The organism is Massilia sp. 9096 (genome assembly GCF_000745265.1).
Taxonomy (GTDB): Bacteria; Pseudomonadota; Gammaproteobacteria; order Burkholderiales; family Burkholderiaceae_D; genus Telluria.
In genome coordinates this window covers 1,210,395-1,231,927 of the sequence record NZ_JQNN01000001.1, presented here as the reverse complement: position 1 = coordinate 1,231,927, position 21,533 = coordinate 1,210,395, and the positions used below count along the sequence as shown (strand labels likewise).

The following is a 21,533-nucleotide window of genomic DNA, read 5'->3' as shown; positions in this document are numbered from 1 at the left end:
TTCCTCGCGAGCGACTCGCGTACTCGACATGAGGCGCTCGGAAAAGGTCCTGGATGCGGTAACCCATATTCGTGCGCGCCTCCATACCGGAAGTTGTGTTCATATAATCAGGCGGCGTCCGCATCGAACCCTTCGAGGAGTACAACATGACGATTGCAGTGACTGGCGCTACCGGCCAACCGGGCCGCCTCGTAATTGCCGACTTCAGGAGCAAACACGATGAATGATATTTCCCGCGACAGCTTTCAGGCCGCGGTCGTACGGCAGCAAGGCGGTCCGTTCGTTCTGGAAAACGTCGGCCTGCTGGATCTGCGCGACGACGAGGTGCGCGTGCGCGTCGTCGCCACCGGCATGTGCCATACCGACATGGTCGCCCGCGACCAGATGTACCCGGTCCCGCAGCCGATCGTACTCGGGCACGAGGGCGCTGGCGTAGTCGATGCCGTCGGTCCCTCGGTCAGGAAGGTGGCGCCCGGCGACCATGTCGTGCTGACCTTCCTCTCGTGCGGCTATTGCCGGCCTTGCGAAGAAGGCGCCCCAGCCAGTTGCGAGCGCTTCAACGACCTGAATTTTTCCGGTCAGCGCCACGACGGCTCGCACGCCCTGCACGATCACGAGCAAGAGGTACTGAACGATCGCTTCTTCGGCCAGTCGTCCTTCGGCCAGTACGCCATCGCCAACGAGCGCAACGTGATCAAGGTCCGCCAGGATGCTCCACTGGAGCTGCTGGGGCCGCTGGGCTGCGGCATCCAGACCGGTGCGGGCGCCGTGATCAATGCCCTCAAAGTCGGCCCGGGCAGCAGTTTCGCGGCCTTCGGCGGCGGTGCGGTGGGCTTGAGCGCCGTGCTCGCGGCACGCGCGTCCGGTGCGACAATTATCTTCGCCATCGATGTCGTGCCCTCACGGCTGGAGCTGGCCAGGGAGCTCGGCGCAACCCACGTCATCAACAGCCGCGAGCAGAATCCGGTCGAGGTGATCCGCCAGGTCACCGGCAGCGGCGTCGATTTCGCGCTGGATTCGACCGGTATCGCTCCCGTCATCCGCTCGGCGGTCCTGGCCCTCAGGCCGCGCGGCAAATGCGGGATCGCCGGGGCCTCGAAGCCGGGCACCGACCTCGCGCTCGACGTGAATGACCTGATGCAGAACTGCAAGCACATCTTCGGCATCGTCGAAGGCGACAGCGTACCCGACATCTTCATTCCGCAGCTGGTGGATCTGTTCATGCAAGGCCGCTTCCCGTTCGACAAACTGGTGAAGTTCTATGCGTTCGACCAGATCAACCAGGCAGCCGAAGACAGCGAAAAAGGCAGCACGCTGAAACCGATCGTCCGGATTCCCTGAGACGGCGATGGGTCGGTGGCGGCCGAGGCAACACGGAAATGGAAAAACAAAAAGGCCAGCATCTCTGCCGGCCTTTTCGCTGAATTCTGGTGGGCGGTGCAAGTTTCGAACTTGCGACCCCAGCAGTGTGAATGCTGTGCTCTACCCCTGAGCTAACCGCCCTACTTTTTACTGCTTTGCTGCGATTGTGTCGCTGCAATGACGAGCATTATAGGGGGACTTTTGCGTTTTGTCACCCCTGCAGAGAATATTTTCTCCAAACACATTCGCCTTTGACGCCTTTGTCGAGCGCGGCCAGCAACTCGTCGTGCGACGCGAGTTCGTCCACGCTGGCCGACAGCACCAGGATCTCGCCCAGCGGGCCAGCTTCGACGGGTGTATCGCCGCCGGCCGCTTCGACTTCCACGTCCATCGACAGCGTATTCTGGCCACGGGTCATCGCCAGGTAGACGTCGGCCAGCAGTTCGGAGTCGAGCAGCGCGCCGTGCAGCTTGCGGTGGGCGTTCGAGATGCCGTAACGGTCGCACAGCGCATCCAGCGAGTTCCGCTTGCCCGGGTGCAGTTCCTTCGCGTGCACCAGGGTATCGATCACGCTGCGGCAATGCTTGACGAACGGCGGCAGGCCGGCCAGTTCGAACTGGTAGTTCAGGAAGGCCAGGTCGAACGGCGCGTTGTGAATGATGATTTCGGCGTCGGCGCAAAAGGCGCGCAGCTCTTCGGCGATCTCATGGAACTTCGGCTTATCGCTCAGGAATTCCGTGGTCAGGCCGTGCACCGCCAGCGCGCCCTCGTCGGACTCGCGTTCGGGGTTGACGTAGCGGTGGAAATTATTACCGGTCAGCTTGCGGTTGAAGATTTCGACGCAGCCGACTTCGACGATGCGGTCGCCGGTGCGCGGGTTGAAACCGGTGGTTTCGGTATCGAGGACGATTTGGCGCATGCGCTTAGAGAATACGAATTCGCAAAGAAAATCAAAGAGTTATTGTACCAAACACGGCGCGGCGGCGCAGGCCCGGGCGCTCAGCGGCGCACCGAGGCGGCGCCCATGTTGGCCAGTGCGTCGGCCCGCTCGTTGCCCGGATGGCCGTTGTGGCCGCGCACCCAGCGCCATTCGACCGCGTGCTGCTGCTGGGCCGAGTCGAGCGCCTTCCACAGGTCGTCGTTCTTGACCGGCTCCTTGGCCGAGGTCTTCCAGCCGCGCGCCTTCCAGCCGTGGATCCATTCCGAGATGCCCTTCTGCACGTACTGGCTGTCGGTGTGCAGCACCACGTGGCACGGGCGGTTGAGCACGCCCAGCGCCTCGATCACGGCGCGCAATTCCATGCGGTTGTTGGTGGTGTTCGGCTCGCCGCCGAAGATTTCCTTTTCATGGCCGCCATCGGCCACGAGGAGCGCGCCCCAGCCGCCGGTGCCTGGGTTTCCCTTGCAGGCGCCGTCGGTAAAAATCTCTACTTTGGTTGTCATGTTCTTATGATGATTTGTTGCGTTCGTTACGGTTGGTGGCCGGCACCGCCTGCGGCGCCCGGCTCGACTTCTTGTTCCAGGCCGGGCCGATCAGGTGCATGCCCTTGACGCGCTTGATGGCGTGGATGATGTAGACCGCGCCGAAATACGGCCACCAGCGCTGCCCGGCGCCTTCGACGAAGTGGAAGCGCTCCAGCCACTGGCTGCTGCGAAATGGCGGCGCATAACACCCGAAATGGCTGCGCGTCACCCCAAGGTTGAGCAATTTTAACCAGTCTTTCAGGCGCAGCATAGAGATGAACTCGCCCGCTGTCGGCAGGTAATTGCTGCTGGTGATGCGCCCCATGCCCTGGCGCACGCCCCACATGCTGGCCGGATTGAAGCCGCAGATGATCAATTGCCCTTCCGGGATCAGGACGCGCTCGACCTCGCGCAGCACCTGGTGCGGTTCGGCGGCAAATTCCAGCACATGCGGCAGCACCACCAGGTCCAGGCTTTGCGACGCGAACGGCAGGTCGGCGAAGTCGAGCGCCACCGCGATCTGCTTGTTGTTGCGGGCATAGGCCAGCTCGTCCGCCGTCGAGGTGCGCGTCGCCGCCTGCCATTTGTTGGGCATGCGGTTGGCCGCCAGCGCGTCGATCTGCGGCACGCCGATCTGGACGGCGTTGAAGCCGAAGATGTCGGCGGTCAGCTCGTCCAGGCAGGCCTGCTCCCACGCGCGCACGTACGCCCCCGCCGGCGATTGCAGCCAGCGGTCGAGCGCTATAATGGATTTTTCGGATGCTGCGCTGTCCATGCCTTCCCTTTTACGATCCCACCCATGCCTTCATCGCCCCGCAATCTTTCGGTATTGACCGTTCCTGCATTCAAGGACAACTATCTCTGGCTCATCCATGACGGCGCGCATGCGGCGGTCGTCGACCCCGGCGATGCCGGCCCCATCCTCGAGGCCCTGCGTGTCAATGGACTGACCCTCACCGCCATTCTACTCACCCATCATCATGCTGACCACACGGGCGGCGTCCCGGCTTTGCTCGCGCACAGCCCGGTGCCGGTGTTTGGTCCGAGAAACGACGGCATTGCCGCGGTAACGCATCCGCTCGACGAAGGCGACCGCATCGCCGTGCCCGGCCTCGCGCTGGAATTGTCGGTGCTGGAGGTGCCGGGCCACACCCGCGGCCACATCGCCTACGTGCGCAGCGATGGCGAAGATGGCGAGGACACGCATTGGCTGTTCTGCGGCGATACGCTGTTCGGCGCCGGCTGCGGCCGCCTGTTCGAAGGCACGCCGGCGCAGATGATGGCGTCGCTGGCCAAGCTGGCCGCCCTGCCCGACGACACGCTGGTGTATTGCGCCCACGAGTACACGCTGTCGAATCTGCGCTTTGCCGAGGCGGTCGAACCGGGCAACCAGGCCGTGCAGCTGCGCCTGGTGGCCGACAGCGAAAAGCGCGGCACCCATCTGCCGACCATCCCGTCGACGATCGCGATCGAAAAGTCGACCAATCCCTTCCTGCGCGTGCGCGCGCCGGGCGTGCTCGACAGCCTGGTGGCGGCCGGCAAGCTGTCCACGAACGCCGATCCGGTCAACGCCTTTGCCGCGCTGCGTGAGTGGAAGAACGTCTTCTGAGGCCTAACGCATCAGACCGATCGCCATGCACGAAGTTGAATGCTACGTCGATCCGGTCAGCCCTTACGTCTGGCTGGCGCTGCAGGACAGCGGCCGCATCGAGGCGGCCGGCGCCGAGCTGGTGCTGGTGCTGGTGCCGGTGCTGTTCGCCGGCCTGTTGACCGCGCATGCCAACATCGGCCCAGCCGTCCCGCCGCGCATCCGATTTCTTCGATCAGATTTCTTCGTACAGCGGCAGCGTCAGGAACTCGGCGAAATCATCCGACAGCGACATCTGCTCGAAGATCTGGGCCGCGCGTGCGTAGCTCGGGTTGTCGCCGTTCGGCGCCGCCTCTTTCACCTTGGCCAGTTCTTCCGGGATCATCGCGCGCACCATCTCGGCCGTGACCTTGCGGCCATCGTCGAGCACACCCTTCGGCGTGCGGATCCACTGCCAGACCTGGGCCCGGCTGATCTCGGCGGTGGCCGCGTCTTCCATCAGGTTGTGGATCGGCACGCAGCCATTGCCGGCCAGCCAGGCGCCCAGGTAATGGATGCCGACGTTGATGTTGTAGCGCAGGCCGGCCTCGGTGATCGGCGCTTCCGGCTTGAAGTCGAGCAACTGCGCCGCCGTGACTTCGACGTCCGGGCGCTGCTTCTCGATCTGGTTCGGCTTATCGCCGAGTATTTTCTTGAACTCGGCCATGGACGCCTCGACCAGTCCCGGGTGGGCCACCCAGCCGCCGTCGTAGCCGTCGGTAGCGTCGCGCGACTTGTCGCCGATGACGCCAGCCATCGCAGTCGCATTCTTTTCCGGATCGTTCTTGATTGGAATCAGCGCAGACATGCCGCCGATTGCCGGCGCGCCGCGCTTGTGGCAGGTCTTGAGCAAGAGCAGCGCATACGCGCGCATGAACGGCGCGGTCATCGTCACTTTCGGACGGTCGGCCAGGCAGAAGTTCTTGTCCAGCTTGAATTTCTTGATGCATGAGAAGATGTAGTCCCAGCGGCCGGCGTTCAGGCCAGCGCTGTGCTCGCGCAGTTCGTACAGGATCTCGTCCATCTCGAAGGCGGCCAGGATCGTTTCGATCAGCACGGTCGCCTTGATCGTGCCCTGCGGCAGGCCGAGCTCGTCCTGCGTCATCACGAAGATGTCATTCCACAGGCGCGCTTCCAGGTGCGATTCCATCTTCGGCAGGTAGAAATACGGACCGGCGCCGCGGCCCAGCAGCTCCTTGGCGTTGTGGAACATGTACAGCGCGAAGTCGAAGATGCCGCCGGAGACGCGCTTGCCGTCCACCAGCACGTGCTTTTCGTCGAGGTGCCAGCCGCGCGGACGCACGACCAAGGTCGCCACCTTGTCGTTCAGCTTGTACTGCTTGCCGTTCTGTTCCAGCGCAATCGTACGGCGCACGGCGTCGACCATATTAAGCTGGCCCGTGATCTGATTGTCCCAGTTGGGCGTGTTCGAATCCTCGAAGTCGGTCATGTAGCTGTCCGCGCCGGAATTGAGGGCGTTGATGACCATCTTGCGCTCGACCGGACCGGTGATTTCGACGCGGCGGCATTCCAGCGCCTGCGGGATCGGGGCGATCTTCCAGTCGCCGTTGCGGATGTGCTCGGTCTCGGGCAGGAAGTCGGGGCGCTCGCCGGCGTCCAGGCGCTGGGTGCGCTCGACGCGGGCGGCCAGCAACTGCTGGCGGCGCGGCTCGAATTCACGGCTCAGCTTGGCGACCAGAGCGAGCGCCTCCGGGGTGAGGATATTTTCGTAGCCGGGCTGCATCGCGCCGCGGATTTCCATTCCTGCTGGGGTGGCAATGGTCATCGTGTGCTCCTGTTCTGGTTTGAATAATGAATGGTCGAACCGCTTGGCGTTTGCCATACGGTCAAGTATATTCACTTCCGCTCACCTAAACGAGACAAAAAATACATTCATCTGTGCGTTTTCGTCACAGATGAAGTGATGCGGGGGCCGCACATGGAGAGTTCGCATGGGACAATTTCGCCAGATTTCCACCTTCGTCGAAGTCATCGCGCGCGGGAGCCTGTCCGCGGCCGCGCGCGCGGAAGGCATCGCGCCCGCCATGATCGGACGGCGTTTGGATGCGCTCGAAGCGCGTCTCGGGGTCAAGCTGCTGCAGCGCACGACACGCAAGCTCGCCCTGACCGACGAAGGCGCCGCCTTCCTCGAGGATTGCCAGCGCATCCTGGCCGAACTGGCGGAAGCCGAAGCCGCCGTGTCCGAGCGCAGCGCGCATGCCAGCGGGCATTTGCTGGTGTCCGCGCCGGCCGGCTTCGGGCGCCTGCACGTGGCCCCGCTGGTGCCCTCTTTCCTGCTCGAACACCGCGAAGTCACGCTCGACCTGAACCTGAACGACCGCGTGGTCGACGTGATCGGCGAAGGCGTCGACGTGGCGATCCGCATCGCCACGCTGGAAGATTCGAACCTGGTCGGCGTCAAGCTGGCCGACAACCGGCGCGTGGTGGTGGCTGCGCCGGCCTACCTGAAGCGCCACGGCACGCCGCGCAGCCTGGATGAGCTGGCGCGCCACAACTGCCTGGCGATCGGCCGCGCCGGCAGCCAGCGCGGCTGGAGCTTCAGCGAGGACGGCAAGGTCGTCACGCTCAAGGTATCGGGCAATATGGAATGCAACGATGGCGCAGTGCTGCACGCATGGGCGCTGGCCGGCCGCGGCCTGGCCTGGCGTTCGCTGTGGGAAGTCAGCGCCGATATCGAGGCCGGGCGCCTGGTGCCGGTGCTGGACGATTTCGCGGCGCCCGGCAACGATATCCATGCCGTGTTTGCGCAGCGCCGCCATTTGCCGCTGAGGATACGCGTGTTCGTCGATTTTTTGCGCCATGCGTATTCACGGCCGGATTACTGGCGCGAATCGTTTTGATGAGTCCGCTTGCAAAGGCTGAGCAAACGGTATTCCAGATGATTCTAACAGGCAAAAAAAATCCCCGGAAACTCCGAGGATTTTTTGCCTAACAATTCAGCGTATTACAGCGGCTGGATGTTGGATGCTTGCTTGCCTTTCGGACCCGAGGTCACGTCGAACGAGACGCGCTGGTTTTCCTGCAGCGACTTGAAGCCCTGGCTCTGGATAGCCGAGAAGTGAGCGAACAGATCTTCGCCGCCTTCGTCCGGGGTGATGAAGCCGAAGCCTTTGGAGTCATTGAACCATTTTACGATGCCAGTTGCCATTACAATTTCCTATTTCAGTTGAAGTGGGTTTTCACCCGTTTACGATCGTTTGAAGAAGCAAGAAACAAATGACAGACTAACTGCACTGCTACCTCGAATCCAACGATCCCGTATTATACCGAATAAAACCGAATATACACGGTTTTCGCAAAATAAAGACGGCATGTCCTGTTGATTTATCTCCGTCAACTTTCATCCCCGTCGATTTGCGTCGGCAGTACGCAGAATATAGGTCATCGACACGGCAGAAGTTTGTCTTAGATCAAACGACTTTTGGACAATCTTCTTGTGCGGAATCTAAACAGCAGACTCATCGCTGGGATACGCCGATTTGGGATCGGCCCGACCCCAGCTGACGAACACGTCCAGCTGCGCCAGCCAATCCTCCCAGTCCTGCGGCGCGACCGCGTCGAAAGTCGTGAACACGCGCATGCGCTGCTCCAGCACGCGCGCCTGCTGGCCGAGCATGCGGAAGCCGAAGGTCGCGGCCGAGCCGGCCAGCGTGTGCAGCAGCGCGTGCATCTCGCCGACCAGCGTCGCGCTCGGCGCTGCCGGATCCAGGCGCGCGCGTGCGTCTGCCAGCCGTCCCAGCGTGTCCGGCAGGCTGGCGGCGAACTTGTCGTTCAATACCGACAGGCGGGCGAAGAAGTCGGCATCGGCCTCGGCGCGCATGAACGACATCGCTTACTTAGTGCCGAAGATGCGGTCGCCGGCGTCGCCCAGGCCGGGAATGATGTAGGCGTGTTCGTTCAGGTGGCTGTCGAGCGAAGCCACGTACAGCTTGACGTCCGGGTGCGCCTTGTGGAACACCTCAACCCCTTCCGGCGCCGCGACCAGCGCCAGGAAGATGATCTGGTCGTCGGCCACGCCGCGCTTTTTCAGCACGTCGACCGCGTACACGGCCGAGTTGCCGGTCGCGACCATCGGATCGCACAGGATGAACGTGCGGGCGTCGGTGTCCGGCAGGCGCACCAGGTACTCGACCGGATGGTGCGTGGCCGGGTCGCGGAACACGCCGATATGACCGACACGCGCCGACGGCACCAGTTCCAGCAGGCCGTCGCTCATGCCGACGCCGGCGCGCAGGATCGGCACGATCGCCAGCTTCTTGCCGGCGATGACCGGGGCATCGACCGTCATCAGCGGCGTCTCGATTTCGCGCGTGGTCAGCGGCAGGTCGCGCGTGATTTCATAACCCATCAGCAGCGTGATCTCCCTGAGCAGCTCGCGGAACGTGCGCGTCGAGGTGCAGCGGTCGCGCATGTGCGACAGCTTGTGCTGAATCAGGGGATGGTCCAGGATGAACAGGTTAGGAAAACGCGAATCTTGTTTCATTGTCAGGTTCGAAGTCGGTGCTGTTAACTTGATAAGCCGGCATTATCCCAGCCAAGCGCCGGTTTGTCGCGTTTTTTGTCTACTCGACCAGTGCGCGCGCCAGGATCGCCGCGGCATCGATGCCGCTAGGCAAGCGCCCGAATGCGCCGCCGGCATCCCGCGCGATGCGCGACGCCACGAACGCGTCCGCGACGTAGTCCGGCGCGTGGCGCAGCAGCAGGCCGGCCTGGACCGCCACCACCAGCAGCTCGGCCAGGCGGCGTGCGCCGAACTCGTCGGCGTCAGCGCCAGCCAGGCCGGACAGCAGGCGCTCGCACCAGGCGTCGTAACGCGCGTCGATTCCACCGGCCAGCGCCAGCTCGGCGCCCAGCGCGTCGATGGTCTCCGGACCCTTGGCGAAGGCGCGCAGCACGTCCAGGCACATGACGTTGCCCGAACCCTCCCAGATCGAGTTGACCGGGAACTCGCGGTACAGGCGCGCCAGCGGACCGTCCTCGACGTAGCCGTTGCCGCCCAGCACCTCCATCGCCTCGGCGCCGAAGGCCGGGCCGCGCTTGCACAGCCAGTACTTGCCGGCCGGGGTCAGGATGCGCGCCAGCAGCGCCTGCTGCGGGTCGGCCCCCTCGTCGCGCATCTGGTCATAACAGCGCGCCAGACGCAGCGCGAAGGCGGTCGCGGCTTCCGATTCGAGCGCGAGGTCGGCCAGCACGTTCTGCATCAGCGGCTGCCCGGCCAGCGCGCGCCCGAACGCGCTGCGCGCGCGCGCGTGGTGCAGCGCATGGCACAGCGCGGCGCGCATGATGCCGGCCGTGCCCAGCACGCAGTCGAGGCGGGTGTGGCTGCCCATCTCGAGGATGGTCGGGATGCCGCGCCCTGCGCGTCCGATCATCCAGCCGAGCGCATCCTGGAACTCGACTTCGGACGAGGCGTTCGAACGGTTGCCCAGCTTGTTCTTCAGGCGCTGCACGCGGATCGCATTGCGGCTGCCGTCCGGCAGGAAGCGCGGGACAAAGAAACAGCTCAACCCCGCGCTCGAGCCCTCGTCGGTCTGGGCCAGCACCAGGTGGGCGTCACACTGCGGCGCCGAGAAAAACCACTTGTGGCCGACGATGCGCCAGGCATCCGCGCCCTCCTCGCCCAAGCGCGCCGCCGCGCCCGGATCGAGCCGGACCGCGCGCGTGGTGTTGGCGCGCACATCGGTGCCGCCCTGCTTTTCGGTCATGCCCATGCCGATCAGGGCGCCGCGCTTTTGTTCGACCGGCAACGAGCGCGGGTCGTACTCGCGCGACAGGATCTTCGGCAGCCAACGGGCGGCGACCGCCGGGTTCTGGCGCAGCGCCGGCACCGAGGCATAGGTCATCGTGACCGGGCACTGCGAGCCGTTCTCGACCTGCCCGAACAACAGGTAGGCGGCGCCGCGCGCCACCTGAGACCCCGTCCGCGGCGCTTCCCACGGCAGCGAATGGGCGCCATTCTCGATCAGCATCGTCATCAAGCCGTGCCAGGCCGGATGGAACTCGATCTCGTCGATGCGGTGGCCATTACGGTCGAAATTGACCAGGCGCGGCGCGAACTCGTTGGCCACCCGTGCCAGGTCGAGCACCTCCGCCCTGCCGAGCCGCGCGCCCAGGCCGTCGAGCCAGGCGGCGGCCCAGTCGGCGCCCTCGCGCGCGACGGCCTCGACCAGCGCCGGATCGCAACGGAACAGATTGAGGTCGCCAAACGGCGGCGCCTGGTTGAATACCTCGTGCGTTTCGAAACGGTTCATGCGGGTCTCCTCGGGATCGGTGGCCGTGTCAGCTGACAACAAAGTGTCGTACGGCGGCATCGCAACAGCAAATCAACCTTTCCTATTTGCACTGCATCGGTTTCTTATTTCTCCTGCATCGGCGACAATGCAAAGGCTCGGCGGGACCGAGTTATCGACCAGGCAACAAGGCTAGCGGAAAGCGTCATCCCGGGCAAGCGCAAGCGCCAGGCGCATCGCCTGCGGCGCATCAAGCGCAACGCGCCCTGGCTCAGGCATTGTCTTTTTCGGTGCCTCCAGGAATGTTTCCGTGATACATTTCTTGGTGTTTGGTACACTCCCCGCTGTGTTACAGGGAAAGCCCACAGAGTAAAACTGTTCCGGATTGCCCGGGCGGCCAGAAGGGTTTTCGGACCTGTCCAGTTTAGAAAGCAGAGATACCACGATGCGCCCCAGTTCAACCGCAGCAGCGAACGAGGACCAGCGCCATGCGCTCCAGGCGGCCGGCCTGGACGAGGTCATGGATGCGGTGGGCGACGTCGCCTTCCGTCTCGACCCGAGCGGGCTGATTCTCCATGCCAGCCAGCGCACGCGCCGCTTCGCCGGCGAGCGCGCGCTGGGCGCCGGCAGTGCCCTGGTCGCGCTCGCACCCGAGGTCGACCAGGCCGCGCTGCGCGCCGCCATCGTCGATGCCTGCGCACGCAAGGAAAGCGTGCTGGTCGAGCTGCGCCTGCGCGGCGGCGCTTCCCATTCCACCGACGACTCCGGCGGCGACCTCGACGCCTGCACCTGGTTCGAGCTGCGCGTGACGCCGATCGCCGGCGGCCACCAGCTGCTGGCGGTCGGACGCGACATGTCGGGCCAGCGCGCCACCGAACAGCGCCTGCGCCACATGGCGACCCACGATGCCCTCACCGAACTGCCGAACCGGCTGCTGCTGTCGGACCGGATCCGCATGGTGATCGCCAGCGCGCGCCGCTCGGGCCAGGGCTTTTCGATCGCCAGCATCGGGCTGGACGGCTTCAAGAAGGTCAACGACGGCCTCGGCCACCCGGTCGGCGACGCCGTGCTGCGCCTTGCGGCGGCGCGCCTGCGCGGCACGCTGCGCGACAGCGACACCCTGGCGCGCGTCGGCGGCGACGAATTCGTGGCGGTCCTGCCCGCCACCGCTACCCCGGAGCAGGTCAAGCTGGTCAGCGGGCGCATGATGGCCGCGCTGCAGTCACCCTTCGAGGTCGACAAGCACACCGTGTACCTGGGCGCCTCGATCGGCGTGTCGGCCTATCCGGAACACGCCGAAGACGAGGTGCGCCTGCTGGCGCTGGCCGACGCCGCCATGGGCCGGGCCAAGGAATCGGGCGGCGGGCGCAGCGTCGTCTATTCCCCTCGCGACAACGGGCCGCCGCAGCACGACATCTCGCTCGAAGCGGCGATGTTCCAGGCCGTGCGCGAAGGCGAATTCCTGCTGTATTACCAGCCGATCGTGTGCGCCAGCACGCGCCAGATCGAAGGCTTCGAGACGCTGATGCGCTGGAAGCACCCGACCCTGGGCATGGTGCCGCCGGTGCGCTTCATCCCGATCGCCGAGACCAACGGCCTGATCAACCTGCTCGGGGCCTGGGCGCTCAAGGCGGCTCTGGTGCAGCTGCGCCAGTTCGAGGAAGCGGCCAAGCGGGCGCTCTACATCTCGGTCAACATCAGCCCGCGCCAGTTCCGCAACGACCGTTTCCTGACCGTGCTGGACGACGCGCTGGCGTTTTCCGGGGTGCCGGGCGAAAAGCTGGTGCTCGAGATCACCGAGGGCACGCTGATGGTCGACCCGCTGCATGCCGAGGCCATCCTGGGCAAGATGGCCGAGCGCCGCGCACGCATCGCGATCGACGATTTCGGCACCGGCTACTCGTCGCTGGCCTACCTGAAACGCTTCCCGATCTCGGTGCTCAAGATCGACCGCGCCTTCATCAAGGACTTGCCGGCGTCGAGCAAGGACGCGGCGATCTGCAACGCCGTGCTCGACCTGGCCAAGCACCTCGACCTGTCGGTGGTGGCCGAAGGCGTCGAGACCGAAGACCAACTGAACTATGTGGAATCGCGCGGGTGCGACTACGTGCAGGGCTACCTGACCGGCAAGCCGATGTCGGCCCAGGTGGCCATCGCCGCGCTGACCGAGAACCTGCACCAGGCGATGCTGCCGGACGAACTACGCGCGGGCCAACCATGAACCAGACTGCAACCATCGAACGCTCGGCGCGCGCCGAGCCCACCCTGTCGCTGCTGTGGGAGCGCATCCGCCGGCGCGGCGACATGCCCGGCTTCACGCGCGCCATCAACGCCATCCTGGCCTCGATGCGCGGCGAGGACGAGCGCGACTTTTCCATGACCCAGACGGTGCTGACCGACCCGGTCCTCACGCAAAAGGTGCTACGCCTGGCCAACAGCCCGATGTACTCGGCGTTCGGGCAGCGCATCACCACGGTCTCCAAGGCCGTGCTGGTGCTCGGCACCGAAGCCATCGGCCACCTCGCGCTCGGCCTGAAGCTGATCGAGGAGCTGGCCAAGTCGAGCCCGGATTCGCTGCAGGCCCAGGTCGAGATGGAAAAGGCGGTGCTGGCCGGGATGGTCGCGCAGCAGGTCGCGGCCAGCGCCGCCAGCCGCGATCCTGAAGAAGCCGTGGTGTGCTCGATCCTGCATTCGCTCGGACGGATGATGGTCACCTTCTACCTGCCCGAGCATTGGGAGCGCATCGTCCAGTCCGGAGCCGGCGAGAGCGCGGTGCACGCCGAACTCGGCCTGACGCTCGAGCAGATCGGGCGCGCCACCGCCGAGCACTGGGGCCTGCCGCGCAACCTGGTCGCCGGCATGCGCCGCGTGCAGCCGGGCGAGCGTTGCGAGGGCTTCGGCCACGACGACTGGCTGGCCGCGCTGGGCACCATGTCCTCGCAATGCGCCGACTCGCTGTGGAACGGCGACGAGGCCGGCGTGGAGCAGATCAAGGCGATCGCGGCCGGGTTCGCGCCGCTGATCGGCATCACGCCCGACAGTATCGTCAGCGCGGTCGACAAGGCCAAGGAAGAAGCGATCGCCGACCTGTCGATCGCGCCGCTGGCCAACCCGCCGGAAAAGCGCGCGCGCGCCGCCGCCGCCACGCGCATGCGCGAGGCCGGCAACCGCGTGCTGCTCGAGGGCGTGGCCGAGATGCGCGAAGCGGTCGCCGGCGCGACGCCGGGCCAGATGATGTCGATGGCGATCGAGACGGCGTATCACGGCCTGTCGTTCACGCGCGCCTTCGGCTTCCTGCGCAATCGCCGCGACGGCAGGTACGGCGCGCGCATCGGCCTGGGCGACGGCGCCAAGGCCATGCTGCCCGAACTGGTGTTCGACGACGCCTACGAAGCGAACGTGTTCTTCGCCGCGCTCGGCAGCGACCGCGTGATCTTCATCGAGAACGCGCAAGACCCGAAGTTCGCCAGCAAGCTCCCCGACTGGTGGAAGGGTGCGCTGCAGGATGCGCGCTGCTTCGTGGTCATCCCGCTGTGCACCAACGGCGAGCCGGTCGGCTTCATCTACGGCGACTGGGACGACCGCTTCCCCTCGGTCTACCTGAGCCAGACCGAGTTCGGCTTGCTCAACGACCTGCGCGCGCTGGTGGTGCGCACGGTCGAGCGGCGCCAGCAGGTCGAGCTGGCGGCGGGCCGGGCCTGAGCGCAGGCCGCCGTCGGTCCTGCGCGATCCGCACTTTGCCCGTGTAGAAAAACGGCTCGCTTCACGCCACGATCAATTCCCAACGAAACAAATTCGGGAATTGATGAGGCCTTGCACGCGCGTCGTACCGCCTGCGACTGACGACTAGCCGGCGATCCGCGCCGGAATACGCGGCGTATCCACCCGCACGTCGCCGCTCTGCGCCCGGTGCATCAGCGCATGGTCGATCAGCACCAGCGCCAGCATCGCCTCGGCGATCGGCGTGGCGCGGATGCCGACGCAGGGGTCGTGGCGTCCGAAGGTCTCGACCGTGACCGGGTTGCCGGCCTTGTCGATCGAGCGGCGCGGCGTACGGATCGACGAGGTCGGCTTGATCGCGATCGAGACGGTGATGTCCTGCCCGGTCGAGATCCCGCCCAGCACCCCGCCGGCGTTGTTCGACGCGAAGCCTTCCGGCGTCAGCTCGTCGCCGTGCTCCGAGCCTTTTTGCGCCACCGACGCGAAGCCGGCGCCGATCTCCACGCCCTTGACCGCGTTGATGCCCATCATCGCGTAGGCGATGTCGGCGTCCAGCTTGTCGTACAGCGGCTGGCCCAGGCCGACCGGCACGTTCCTCGCCATCACGTCGATGCGCGCCCCGATCGAGTCGCCGGCGCGGCGCAGCTCGTCCATCGCCGCTTCCATGCGCGCCAGCAGGTCGGCGTCGGCGGTGGCGGCGAAGAACGGATTGGCGTGCACGTGTTCCCAGCCCTGGAACGGCACCTCGATGTCGCCCAGCGCGCGCATGCAGCCCATGAATTCGGTGCCGTACTGTTCGCGCAGCCATTTTTTCGCCACCGCGCCGGCGCCCACCACCGGCGCCGTCAGGCGCGCCGACGAGCGCCCGCCGCCGCGCGGGTCGCGCACGCCGTACTTGTGCCAGTAGGCGTAGTCGGCGTGGCCGGGGCGGAAAGTCTCGGCGATGTTGCCATAGTCCTTGCTGCGCTGGTCGGTGTTGGGGATCAGCAGCGCGATCGGGGTGCCGGTGGTGACGCCCTCGTACACGCCCGACAGGATCTGCACACTGTCGGCTTCCTGGCGCTGGGTGACGTGGCGCGAGGTGCCCGGCTTCCTGCGGTCGAGCTCAGGCTGGATGTCGGCTTCCGACAAGGCCAGGCCCGGCGGGCAGCCGTCGATCACGCAGCCGATCGCGGGGCCGTGCGACTCGCCGAAAGTGGAAACGGAAAACAGCTTGCCAAAAGTATTGCCGGACATGGTTGCTTGAATTGTTCGAATGGAACCGAAGATTTTACCAGTATGGCGCAGTCCACGGGATTTTGCCGCCTGGAAACAACGATCTGGACCGGTATAAGTTGCTTTAAGGAATTTTTTCCCGCGCTGCATACCATAACAGATATACTAGGACCACATTATCCGAGCTCATGGAGACGTTGCAATGCCCGCATCGAACCCGCCTGACGGCGTCGCGCAGGAAGAGGACCTGGTCTTCGCCGACGAGGCTCCCGCGCCAGCGCATGGTCCGGCCGACGGGGCGGCTCAAGACAAGTCCGCGCGCGCGGCGCCGGACGCATGGCGCGTGATGGTCGTCGACGACGACGCGGACGTGCATTCGACCACCACCTTCGCGCTGGCCGGCCTCGAAGTCCATGGCCGTTCGTTGCAATTTGTCCACGCCCACTCGCGTGCCCAGGCCGAGCGCCTGCTGGCGCACGAACCCGAGCTTGCCGTGATCCTGCTCGACGTGGTGATGGAACAGGCCGACGCCGGCCTGCACCTGGTGCGCCACATCCGCGACACGCTCGGCATGCACGACGTGCGCATCATCCTGCGCACCGGCCAGCCCGGCTACGCGCCCGAGATGGACGCGATCCGCGGCTACGACATCAACGATTACCGCACCAAGTCCGAACTGACCCGCACCAAGCTGTACACCAGCGTGGCGGCGGCGATCCGCGCCTACCAGCAGATCCGCGCGCTGGAAGACAGCCGCGAGGCCCTGGCCCAGGTGGTGCGCGCCAACGCCGGGCTGATGGCGCTGCACTCGGTCGACGACGTCGCGCACGGCATCCTGGCCGAGGCGTCCAGGCTGCTCGGGCAGCACCCGGACGGCCTGCTGTGCGCCTGCCGCCGCGACGGCCCGGACGGTCCGTGGGCGGTGCTGGCCAGCGCCGGCGCCAGCGCCGCCCTGGCCCCGGCCGCCCTGCTGGACGCCGGGGCCGGCCCGGCCGCGGCCGCGATCGCGCGCTGCTTCGCCACGCGCGCCAACACCATCCGCGACGGCGTGCTGGCGCTGTACCTGCCCAGCAAGTCGGGCGTGGACTTCGCCGCCGCGCTGCCGCTGGCGCGCCCGCACGAGCCGATCCAGCCGCTGCGCCGCAGCCTGCTCGAAGTGTTCGCCTCCAGCATCGCCGTCAGCCTGGACAACGTGGCCCTGATGACCGACCTGCAGCGCGCCGCCTTCTACGACCCGCTCACCGGCCTGCCCAACCGCACCCGCCTGGTCGAGCTGCTCGAGGCGCGCCTGCCGGTCGATCCGGCGGCCGGCGACGGCGCGGGCGCCGACCCGGTGCTGTGCCTGGTCGACATCGACCACTTCGCCGAGACCAACGACGCCCTCGGCCACCAGTTCGGCGACGCCCTGCTGGCCGCGGTCGCGCACCGCCTGCGCGCGCGCCTGGACGCGCGCGCGGACGCGGGCGTGAGCCTGGCGCGCATCGGCAGCGACGTGTTCTGCGTGCTGGGACCGGCCACCGAAGTCGATCCGCACGCGCTCGGCGCCCTGTTCGCCAGTCCGTTCTCGATCGAGGGCCAGGACGTGCGTGTCTCGGCCACGCTCGGCCTGGTGCGGCTGCGCGAGCACGAAGGCAACGGCGCCGACGCCCTGAAGGACGCCGATATCGCGCTCAAGCGCGCCAAGACCCAGCAGCGCGGCGGCCATTTCTGGTTCTCGCGCAGCATGGGCGTCGAAATCCGCGAGCGCGTACGCATGATGCACGCGCTGCGCAGCGGCTTCACGCGCGGCGAGCTGTTCCTGAATTTCCAGCCGCAGGTCGACCTGAGCCGCCGGCGCGCCTTCGGCGCCGAGGCGCTGCTGCGCTGGCGCCCCGAGGACGGCCGCCTGGTGCCCCCTGACCGCTTCATCCCCATCGCAGAGTACTCGGGCCTGATCATCGAGATCGGCGAATGGGTGCTGCGCCAGGCCTGCCTCGAACTGATGCGGGTACGCGCAGCCGGCCACCTCGACTTCACGATGTCGGTGAACGTGTCGCAGGTGCAGTTCCGCCACCCGAACTTCCTGGAGATGGTGGCGCGCGCCCTGGCGGACACCTGCGCCCCGCCCGAATGCATCGAGCTGGAGATCACCGAGTCGATGGCGATGGAAGAGCCGGGCCTGCTGATCGAGCGCCTGGCCCAGCTCAAGCGCCTGGGCGTGTCGATCGCGATCGACGACTTCGGCACCGGCTTCTCGTCGCTGTCCTACCTGCAGCGGCTGCAGGTCGACCGCCTGAAGATCGACCGCGCCTTCGTCTCGGAGATCACCGGTTCGGCGCGCGGCAGCAGCATCGCCGAGATGGTGATCGAGCTGGGGCGCAACCTCGGCTTGTCGATCGTGGCCGAAGGCGTGGAAGACGAGCGCCAGGCGCAGATCCTGCACGCGCTGGGCTGCCCGCTGGCCCAGGGCTACCTGTTCGCACGGCCGCTGCCGGCCGACCAGCTGATCGAATGGCTCGACGGCGAGGCGCTCAGCCCCGCCGCCTGAGATCGATGCCGCGCGGGCGGCTCAGTCGTCCGCCGCCTGCTCGGCCGGCCAGTCGCGGATGTAGGCCTTGAGCATGCGGTTCTCGAAGCTCTGCGCCTCGAGCACGGCCTTGGCCACGTCGTAGAACGAGATCACGCCCAGCAGGGTACGCGCGTTCATCACCGGCAGGTAGCGCGCGTGCTTTTCCAGCATGATGCGGCGCACTTCGTTGACCTCGGTGTCCGGGGTGACCGTGATCGGGCTGTCGTCCATGTGGCGCCGCACCGTGCCGGCGCCGACCGATCCGCCGTTGGCGTGCAGCGCCTTGATGACCTCGCGGAAGGTCAGCATGCCGACCAGGTCGCCGTATTCCATCACGACCAGCGAGCCGATGTCATGCTCGGCCATGGTCTCGGCAGCGTCGGCGAGCGCCGTGTCCGGCGAGACGGTGAACAGGATGTCGCCCTTGACCTGCAAAATCTCGGAGACTTTCATTTTGACCTCCCTGGTTGGAGAGCTTTGGCTTGTACGATTCATAAGTCCGACTCTAGCCTATGCAAGCGGAAAAATCCAGACCTGCGCCCCGCCGTGGTGCGGATAGCGGCGGGATGCTAGCATGCCATCCTGTTCATCAGCGCCGACGAGGTTTCCATGACGGGTCCCAGGCTCCCCGGTTTCGACACGCTCTCAACCCACGCCGGCCACGCCGCCGCGTCTGGCCCGGCGCCGGCGGCGGCCATGCTCGAGACGCGCATCGCCGCGCTGGATGGCGGCGTGGCCGGCATCGCCTGCGCCAGCGCCCAGGCCGCCCTGCACCTGGCGATCGCGACCATCGCCCAGGCCGGCAGCCACGTGGTCGCCGCCACCACGCTGCCACGCGCCATGCGCGACCTGCTGGCGCACGGCTTGCCCAGGTTCGGCGTCGAGACCACGTTCGTGGAGGCGCGCGACCTGGACGCATGGCGCGGCGCGATCCGCCGGGCCACCCGGCTGCTGGTCGGCCCGACCATCGGCGGCGCGGGACTGACCGTGCTCGACCTGCCGCGCATCGGCGCGCTCGCCCACGAGCACGGCCTTCCCCTGCTGGTCGACGCCAGCGCCACCACGCCCTGGCTGCTGCAGCCGCTCGAACACGGCGCCGACCTGGTGCTGCACGCGGCCGCGGGGCTGCTGAGCGGCCACGGCGCTGCGGCCGGTGGCCTGCTGGTCGACGGCGGCACCTTCGACTGGCAGCGCGCGCATGAAGACAGCGGCCGCTTTGCGGCGCTGTGCGAACCGAACCCGCGCTTCGACGGCATCGTGTACGCCGAGGAATCGACGGTCGGCGCCTTTGCCCTGCGCGCGCGCCGCGAGGTTCTTCCCGACTTCGGCGCCGCCATCGGTCCGAGCGAGTCCGGCGCGATCCTGCACGGCCTGGAGACGCTCGGAATGCGCATGGAGCGCCACGTCGCCGGCGCGCGCAGGATCGCCGCGTTCCTGGCCGGCCACGGCGCGGTCGCAGCGCTCGCTTATCCGGAACTGGACGGCCATCCGGACCGCGCCCTGGCCGGCACGCTGCTGGCGCGCGGCGCCGGCGCCGCCATCGTCCTGCGTGCGCATGGCGGCGCCTCGGCCGGCAAGCGCCTGCTCGATGCGTTGCGCCTGTTTTCGCCCTCGGCGCCTGCCGGCGGCGCCCGCTCGCACGCGGCCTGCCTGGGCGCGCACGGCGCCGGCGCGGGCGCCATCCTGCTCTCGGTCGGACTGGAAGACGCTGACGACCTGATCGACGACCTGGCGCGCGCGCTCAAGCTCGCGCACAAAGGAGACTGAATGGAATTCGTCCTCGGCGGCCGCTTCCCCGGCCGGAGCGCGTATGCCTACACCGGCCCTGGCGGCCGCGGCACGGCCGGCGCGGCGGCGCCCGCCATCGTCTTCATTCACGGCGCCCAGCACGACCACTCGGTGTGGGCGCTGCAAACCCGCGCCTTCCTCGAGCAAGGCTGGCGCGTGCTGGCGCCAGACCTGCCCGGCCACGGCCGCACGCCCGGCCCGGCGCTGGCCAGCGTCGAAGCGATGGCCGACTGGCTGCTGGCGCTGCTCGATGGCGCCGGCGTCGCCTCGGCCGTGCTGGCCGGGCACAGCATGGGCTCGCTGGTGGCGCTGGAAGCGGCCGCGCGCGCGGGCGCACGCGTGCACGGGCTGGCGCTGCTCGGCAGCGCCTGGCCGATGAAGGTGTCGGAGGCGCTTCTGACCCGCGCACGCGAGGACGAGGCGCGCGCGATCGACATGGTCAACCTGTGGTCGCACGCGGCGCCGCTGGCCTGCCTGCCTCTGGCGCCTGGGGTTTGCGCGCCGGCCGGAAACCGGCGCCTGATGCAGCGCATGGCGGCGCGCAATCCGGCGCAGCTGCTGCACACCGATCTGGCGGCCTGCAACGCCTACGCCGGTGGGGTCGCGGCGGCCTCGAACGTGACCTGTCCGACGCTGTTCATCCTCGGCCGGCATGACGCGATGACGCCGCCCCGTGCGGCCCGTGCGCTGGCCGACGCGCTGCCGCAGGCGCAGGTGCTGCAGCTCGACTGCGGCCATGCCTTGATGACCGAACAGGCCGGCGCCGTGCGCGACGCACTGCTCGGCTTCGCCCTCGCCGCGGGCGGCGGCGCCGGCACGGTAGAATGAACAGGAAACACCGAGGAGACCGACATGGACGCCGTGCGCTACCAGAGCTTCGCCGCGTTTTATCCCTACTACCTGGATCAACACGACCACCGCATGTGCCGGCGCGCCCATTTCATCGGGACCTCGCTGGCGCTCGGCGCGATCGCCCAGGCCCTGGTCAGCCGGCACGCGTGGTGGCTGCTGTTCGCGCTGGCATGCGGCTACGGCGGCGCCTGGGTGGGCCATTTTTTCTTCGAAAAGAACAAGCCGGCGACCTTCGGCTATCCGCTGTACTCGTTCCGCGCCGACTGGATCATGTACTGGCAGATGCTGACCGGGAAGCTGAGCTGGTAAGCCAGGCCGGCAAGCCGGCTGGATCGTCTCAACCTTTTTTTGGATCGACATGCTCTACGAACTGCGCATCTACCACTGCGCGCCGGGCCGCATCGGCGCACTCAACGACCGCTTCAGCAACGTGACGCTGGCATTCTTCGAGAAATACGGCATCGAGCAGGTCGGTTTCTGGACCACCGTCGTCGGCGACAGCAACCAGAAGCTGACCTACATCCTGCGCTGGGCCGACATGGCCGAGCGCGAGCGCAAATGGGGCGCGTTCTCGAGCGACCCCGAGTGGCTGGCGGCGCGCGCGGCGTCGGAAGCCGAGAAGATCATCGTCGAACGCATCGAGAACAGCTTCCTGGCGCCGACCGCTTATTCGGCCATGCGCTGAGCGGCGCCGCCTCGGTCTCGG

General features: G+C 66.8%; 20 protein-coding genes and 1 tRNA gene. 10 read left to right on the top strand and 11 right to left on the bottom strand.

The features are described 5' to 3' along the window. Positions 1-219: 219 nt before the first annotated feature. Positions 220-1,341 (top strand): NAD(P)-dependent alcohol dehydrogenase, encoded by a 1,122-nt coding sequence (locus FA90_RS05395; protein ID WP_036166720.1) that lies wholly within the window; start codon positions 220-222, stop codon positions 1,339-1,341. An 87-nt stretch (positions 1,342-1,428) separates the two neighbouring features. On the opposite strand, the gene FA90_RS05390 is transcribed toward FA90_RS05395, so the two are convergent. The 4 genes from FA90_RS05390 to FA90_RS05375 all read right to left on the bottom strand — a co-directional run bounded on the left by FA90_RS05390 (position 1,429) and on the right by FA90_RS05375 (position 3,601). Further along, positions 1,429-1,503: transfer RNA gene (locus FA90_RS05390), tRNA-Val, on the bottom strand. A gap of 70 nt (positions 1,504-1,573) precedes the next feature. After that, complete coding sequence (gene dnaQ, locus FA90_RS05385) at positions 1,574-2,281, bottom strand: DNA polymerase III subunit epsilon (protein ID WP_036166718.1); 708 nt, start codon at positions 2,279-2,281, stop codon at positions 1,574-1,576. An 80-nt stretch (positions 2,282-2,361) separates the two neighbouring features. Continuing rightward, on the bottom strand, positions 2,362-2,805 hold the full coding sequence (gene rnhA, locus FA90_RS05380) for a ribonuclease HI (RefSeq protein WP_036166715.1): 444 nt from the start codon (positions 2,803-2,805) through the stop codon (positions 2,362-2,364). Positions 2,806-2,809: 4 nt separating this feature from the next. Continuing rightward, positions 2,810-3,601 carry a class I SAM-dependent methyltransferase gene (locus FA90_RS05375; RefSeq protein WP_036166712.1) on the bottom strand — a complete coding sequence of 264 codons (792 nt, stop codon included), beginning with the start codon at positions 3,599-3,601 and terminating at the stop codon, positions 2,810-2,812. 24 nt (positions 3,602-3,625) lie between these two features. Here FA90_RS05375 and gloB point away from each other — a divergent pair, with 24 nt between their 5' ends. Further along, entirely contained in the window at positions 3,626-4,435 is an 810-nt protein-coding gene (gloB, locus tag FA90_RS05370) for a hydroxyacylglutathione hydrolase (protein WP_036166709.1), read from the top strand. Between the two features lie 214 nt (positions 4,436-4,649). Here gloB and aceB read toward each other — a convergent pair whose 3' ends face one another. Further along, the gene (gene aceB / locus FA90_RS05365; protein ID WP_036166706.1) at positions 4,650-6,239 is read right to left on the bottom strand and encodes a malate synthase A; all 1,590 of its coding nucleotides are present in this window, start codon (positions 6,237-6,239) and stop codon (positions 4,650-4,652) included. 166 nt (positions 6,240-6,405) lie between these two features. On the opposite strand from aceB, the gene FA90_RS05360 reads away from it, so the two are divergent. Further along, positions 6,406-7,314, top strand: coding sequence for a LysR family transcriptional regulator (locus tag FA90_RS05360; protein ID WP_036166703.1), 909 nt, complete (start codon positions 6,406-6,408; stop codon positions 7,312-7,314). Between the two features lie 104 nt (positions 7,315-7,418). Here FA90_RS05360 and FA90_RS05355 read toward each other — a convergent pair whose 3' ends face one another. The 4 genes from FA90_RS05355 to FA90_RS05340 all read right to left on the bottom strand — a co-directional run bounded on the left by FA90_RS05355 (position 7,419) and on the right by FA90_RS05340 (position 10,725). After that, positions 7,419-7,622, bottom strand: coding sequence for a cold-shock protein (locus FA90_RS05355; protein ID WP_036166698.1), 204 nt, complete (start codon positions 7,620-7,622; stop codon positions 7,419-7,421). A gap of 297 nt (positions 7,623-7,919) precedes the next feature. Next, the gene (locus FA90_RS05350) at positions 7,920-8,303 is read right to left on the bottom strand and encodes an Hpt domain-containing protein (RefSeq protein ID WP_239700552.1); all 384 of its coding nucleotides are present in this window, start codon (positions 8,301-8,303) and stop codon (positions 7,920-7,922) included. 3 nt (positions 8,304-8,306) lie between these two features. Continuing rightward, positions 8,307-8,957, bottom strand: a complete 651-nt coding sequence (upp, locus tag FA90_RS05345) for a uracil phosphoribosyltransferase (protein WP_036166695.1) — start codon at positions 8,955-8,957, stop codon at positions 8,307-8,309. A 79-nt stretch (positions 8,958-9,036) separates the two neighbouring features. Next, the gene (locus FA90_RS05340; protein WP_036166692.1) at positions 9,037-10,725 is read right to left on the bottom strand and encodes an isovaleryl-CoA dehydrogenase; all 1,689 of its coding nucleotides are present in this window, start codon (positions 10,723-10,725) and stop codon (positions 9,037-9,039) included. Positions 10,726-11,149: 424 nt separating this feature from the next. Between FA90_RS05340 and FA90_RS05335 the strand changes: the two genes are divergently transcribed. Both FA90_RS05335 and FA90_RS05330 read left to right on the top strand, forming a co-directional pair. After that, positions 11,150-12,925 (top strand): putative bifunctional diguanylate cyclase/phosphodiesterase, encoded by a 1,776-nt coding sequence (locus FA90_RS05335; protein WP_373994589.1) that lies wholly within the window; start codon positions 11,150-11,152, stop codon positions 12,923-12,925. Further along, positions 12,922-14,406, top strand: coding sequence for an HDOD domain-containing protein (locus FA90_RS05330; protein WP_036166690.1), 1,485 nt, complete (start codon positions 12,922-12,924; stop codon positions 14,404-14,406). Before FA90_RS05335 ends, FA90_RS05330 begins: the two co-directional genes overlap by 4 nt. Before the next feature lie 144 nt (positions 14,407-14,550). On the opposite strand, the gene aroC is transcribed toward FA90_RS05330, so the two are convergent. Further along, positions 14,551-15,660, bottom strand: coding sequence for a chorismate synthase (gene aroC, locus FA90_RS05325; RefSeq protein ID WP_036166687.1), 1,110 nt, complete (start codon positions 15,658-15,660; stop codon positions 14,551-14,553). A 181-nt stretch (positions 15,661-15,841) separates the two neighbouring features. On the opposite strand from aroC, the gene FA90_RS05320 reads away from it, so the two are divergent. Beyond that, positions 15,842-18,166: a bifunctional diguanylate cyclase/phosphodiesterase gene (locus tag FA90_RS05320; RefSeq protein ID WP_036166684.1), complete on the top strand. Its 2,325-nt coding sequence runs from the start codon at positions 15,842-15,844 to the stop codon at positions 18,164-18,166. Positions 18,167-18,187: 21 nt separating this feature from the next. On the opposite strand, the gene FA90_RS05315 is transcribed toward FA90_RS05320, so the two are convergent. Continuing rightward, entirely contained in the window at positions 18,188-18,640 is a 453-nt protein-coding gene (locus tag FA90_RS05315) for a CBS domain-containing protein (RefSeq protein WP_036166681.1), read from the bottom strand. 156 nt (positions 18,641-18,796) lie between these two features. On the opposite strand from FA90_RS05315, the gene FA90_RS05310 reads away from it, so the two are divergent. Genes FA90_RS05310 through FA90_RS05295 form a run of 4 tightly spaced genes read left to right on the top strand, consistent with a single transcriptional unit; the run spans position 18,797 to position 21,512 of the window. Next, positions 18,797-19,954, top strand: a complete 1,158-nt coding sequence (locus tag FA90_RS05310; RefSeq protein WP_036166678.1) for a PLP-dependent transferase — start codon at positions 18,797-18,799, stop codon at positions 19,952-19,954. Then, positions 19,955-20,803: an alpha/beta fold hydrolase gene (locus tag FA90_RS05305; protein ID WP_036166675.1), complete on the top strand. Its 849-nt coding sequence runs from the start codon at positions 19,955-19,957 to the stop codon at positions 20,801-20,803. A 24-nt stretch (positions 20,804-20,827) separates the two neighbouring features. After that, positions 20,828-21,136, top strand: a complete 309-nt coding sequence (locus tag FA90_RS05300; RefSeq protein WP_036166671.1) for a DUF962 domain-containing protein — start codon at positions 20,828-20,830, stop codon at positions 21,134-21,136. A 49-nt stretch (positions 21,137-21,185) separates the two neighbouring features. Further along, positions 21,186-21,512, top strand: a complete 327-nt coding sequence (locus tag FA90_RS05295) for an NIPSNAP family protein (protein ID WP_036166668.1) — start codon at positions 21,186-21,188, stop codon at positions 21,510-21,512. The last annotated feature ends 21 nt before the right edge of the window (positions 21,513-21,533 follow it).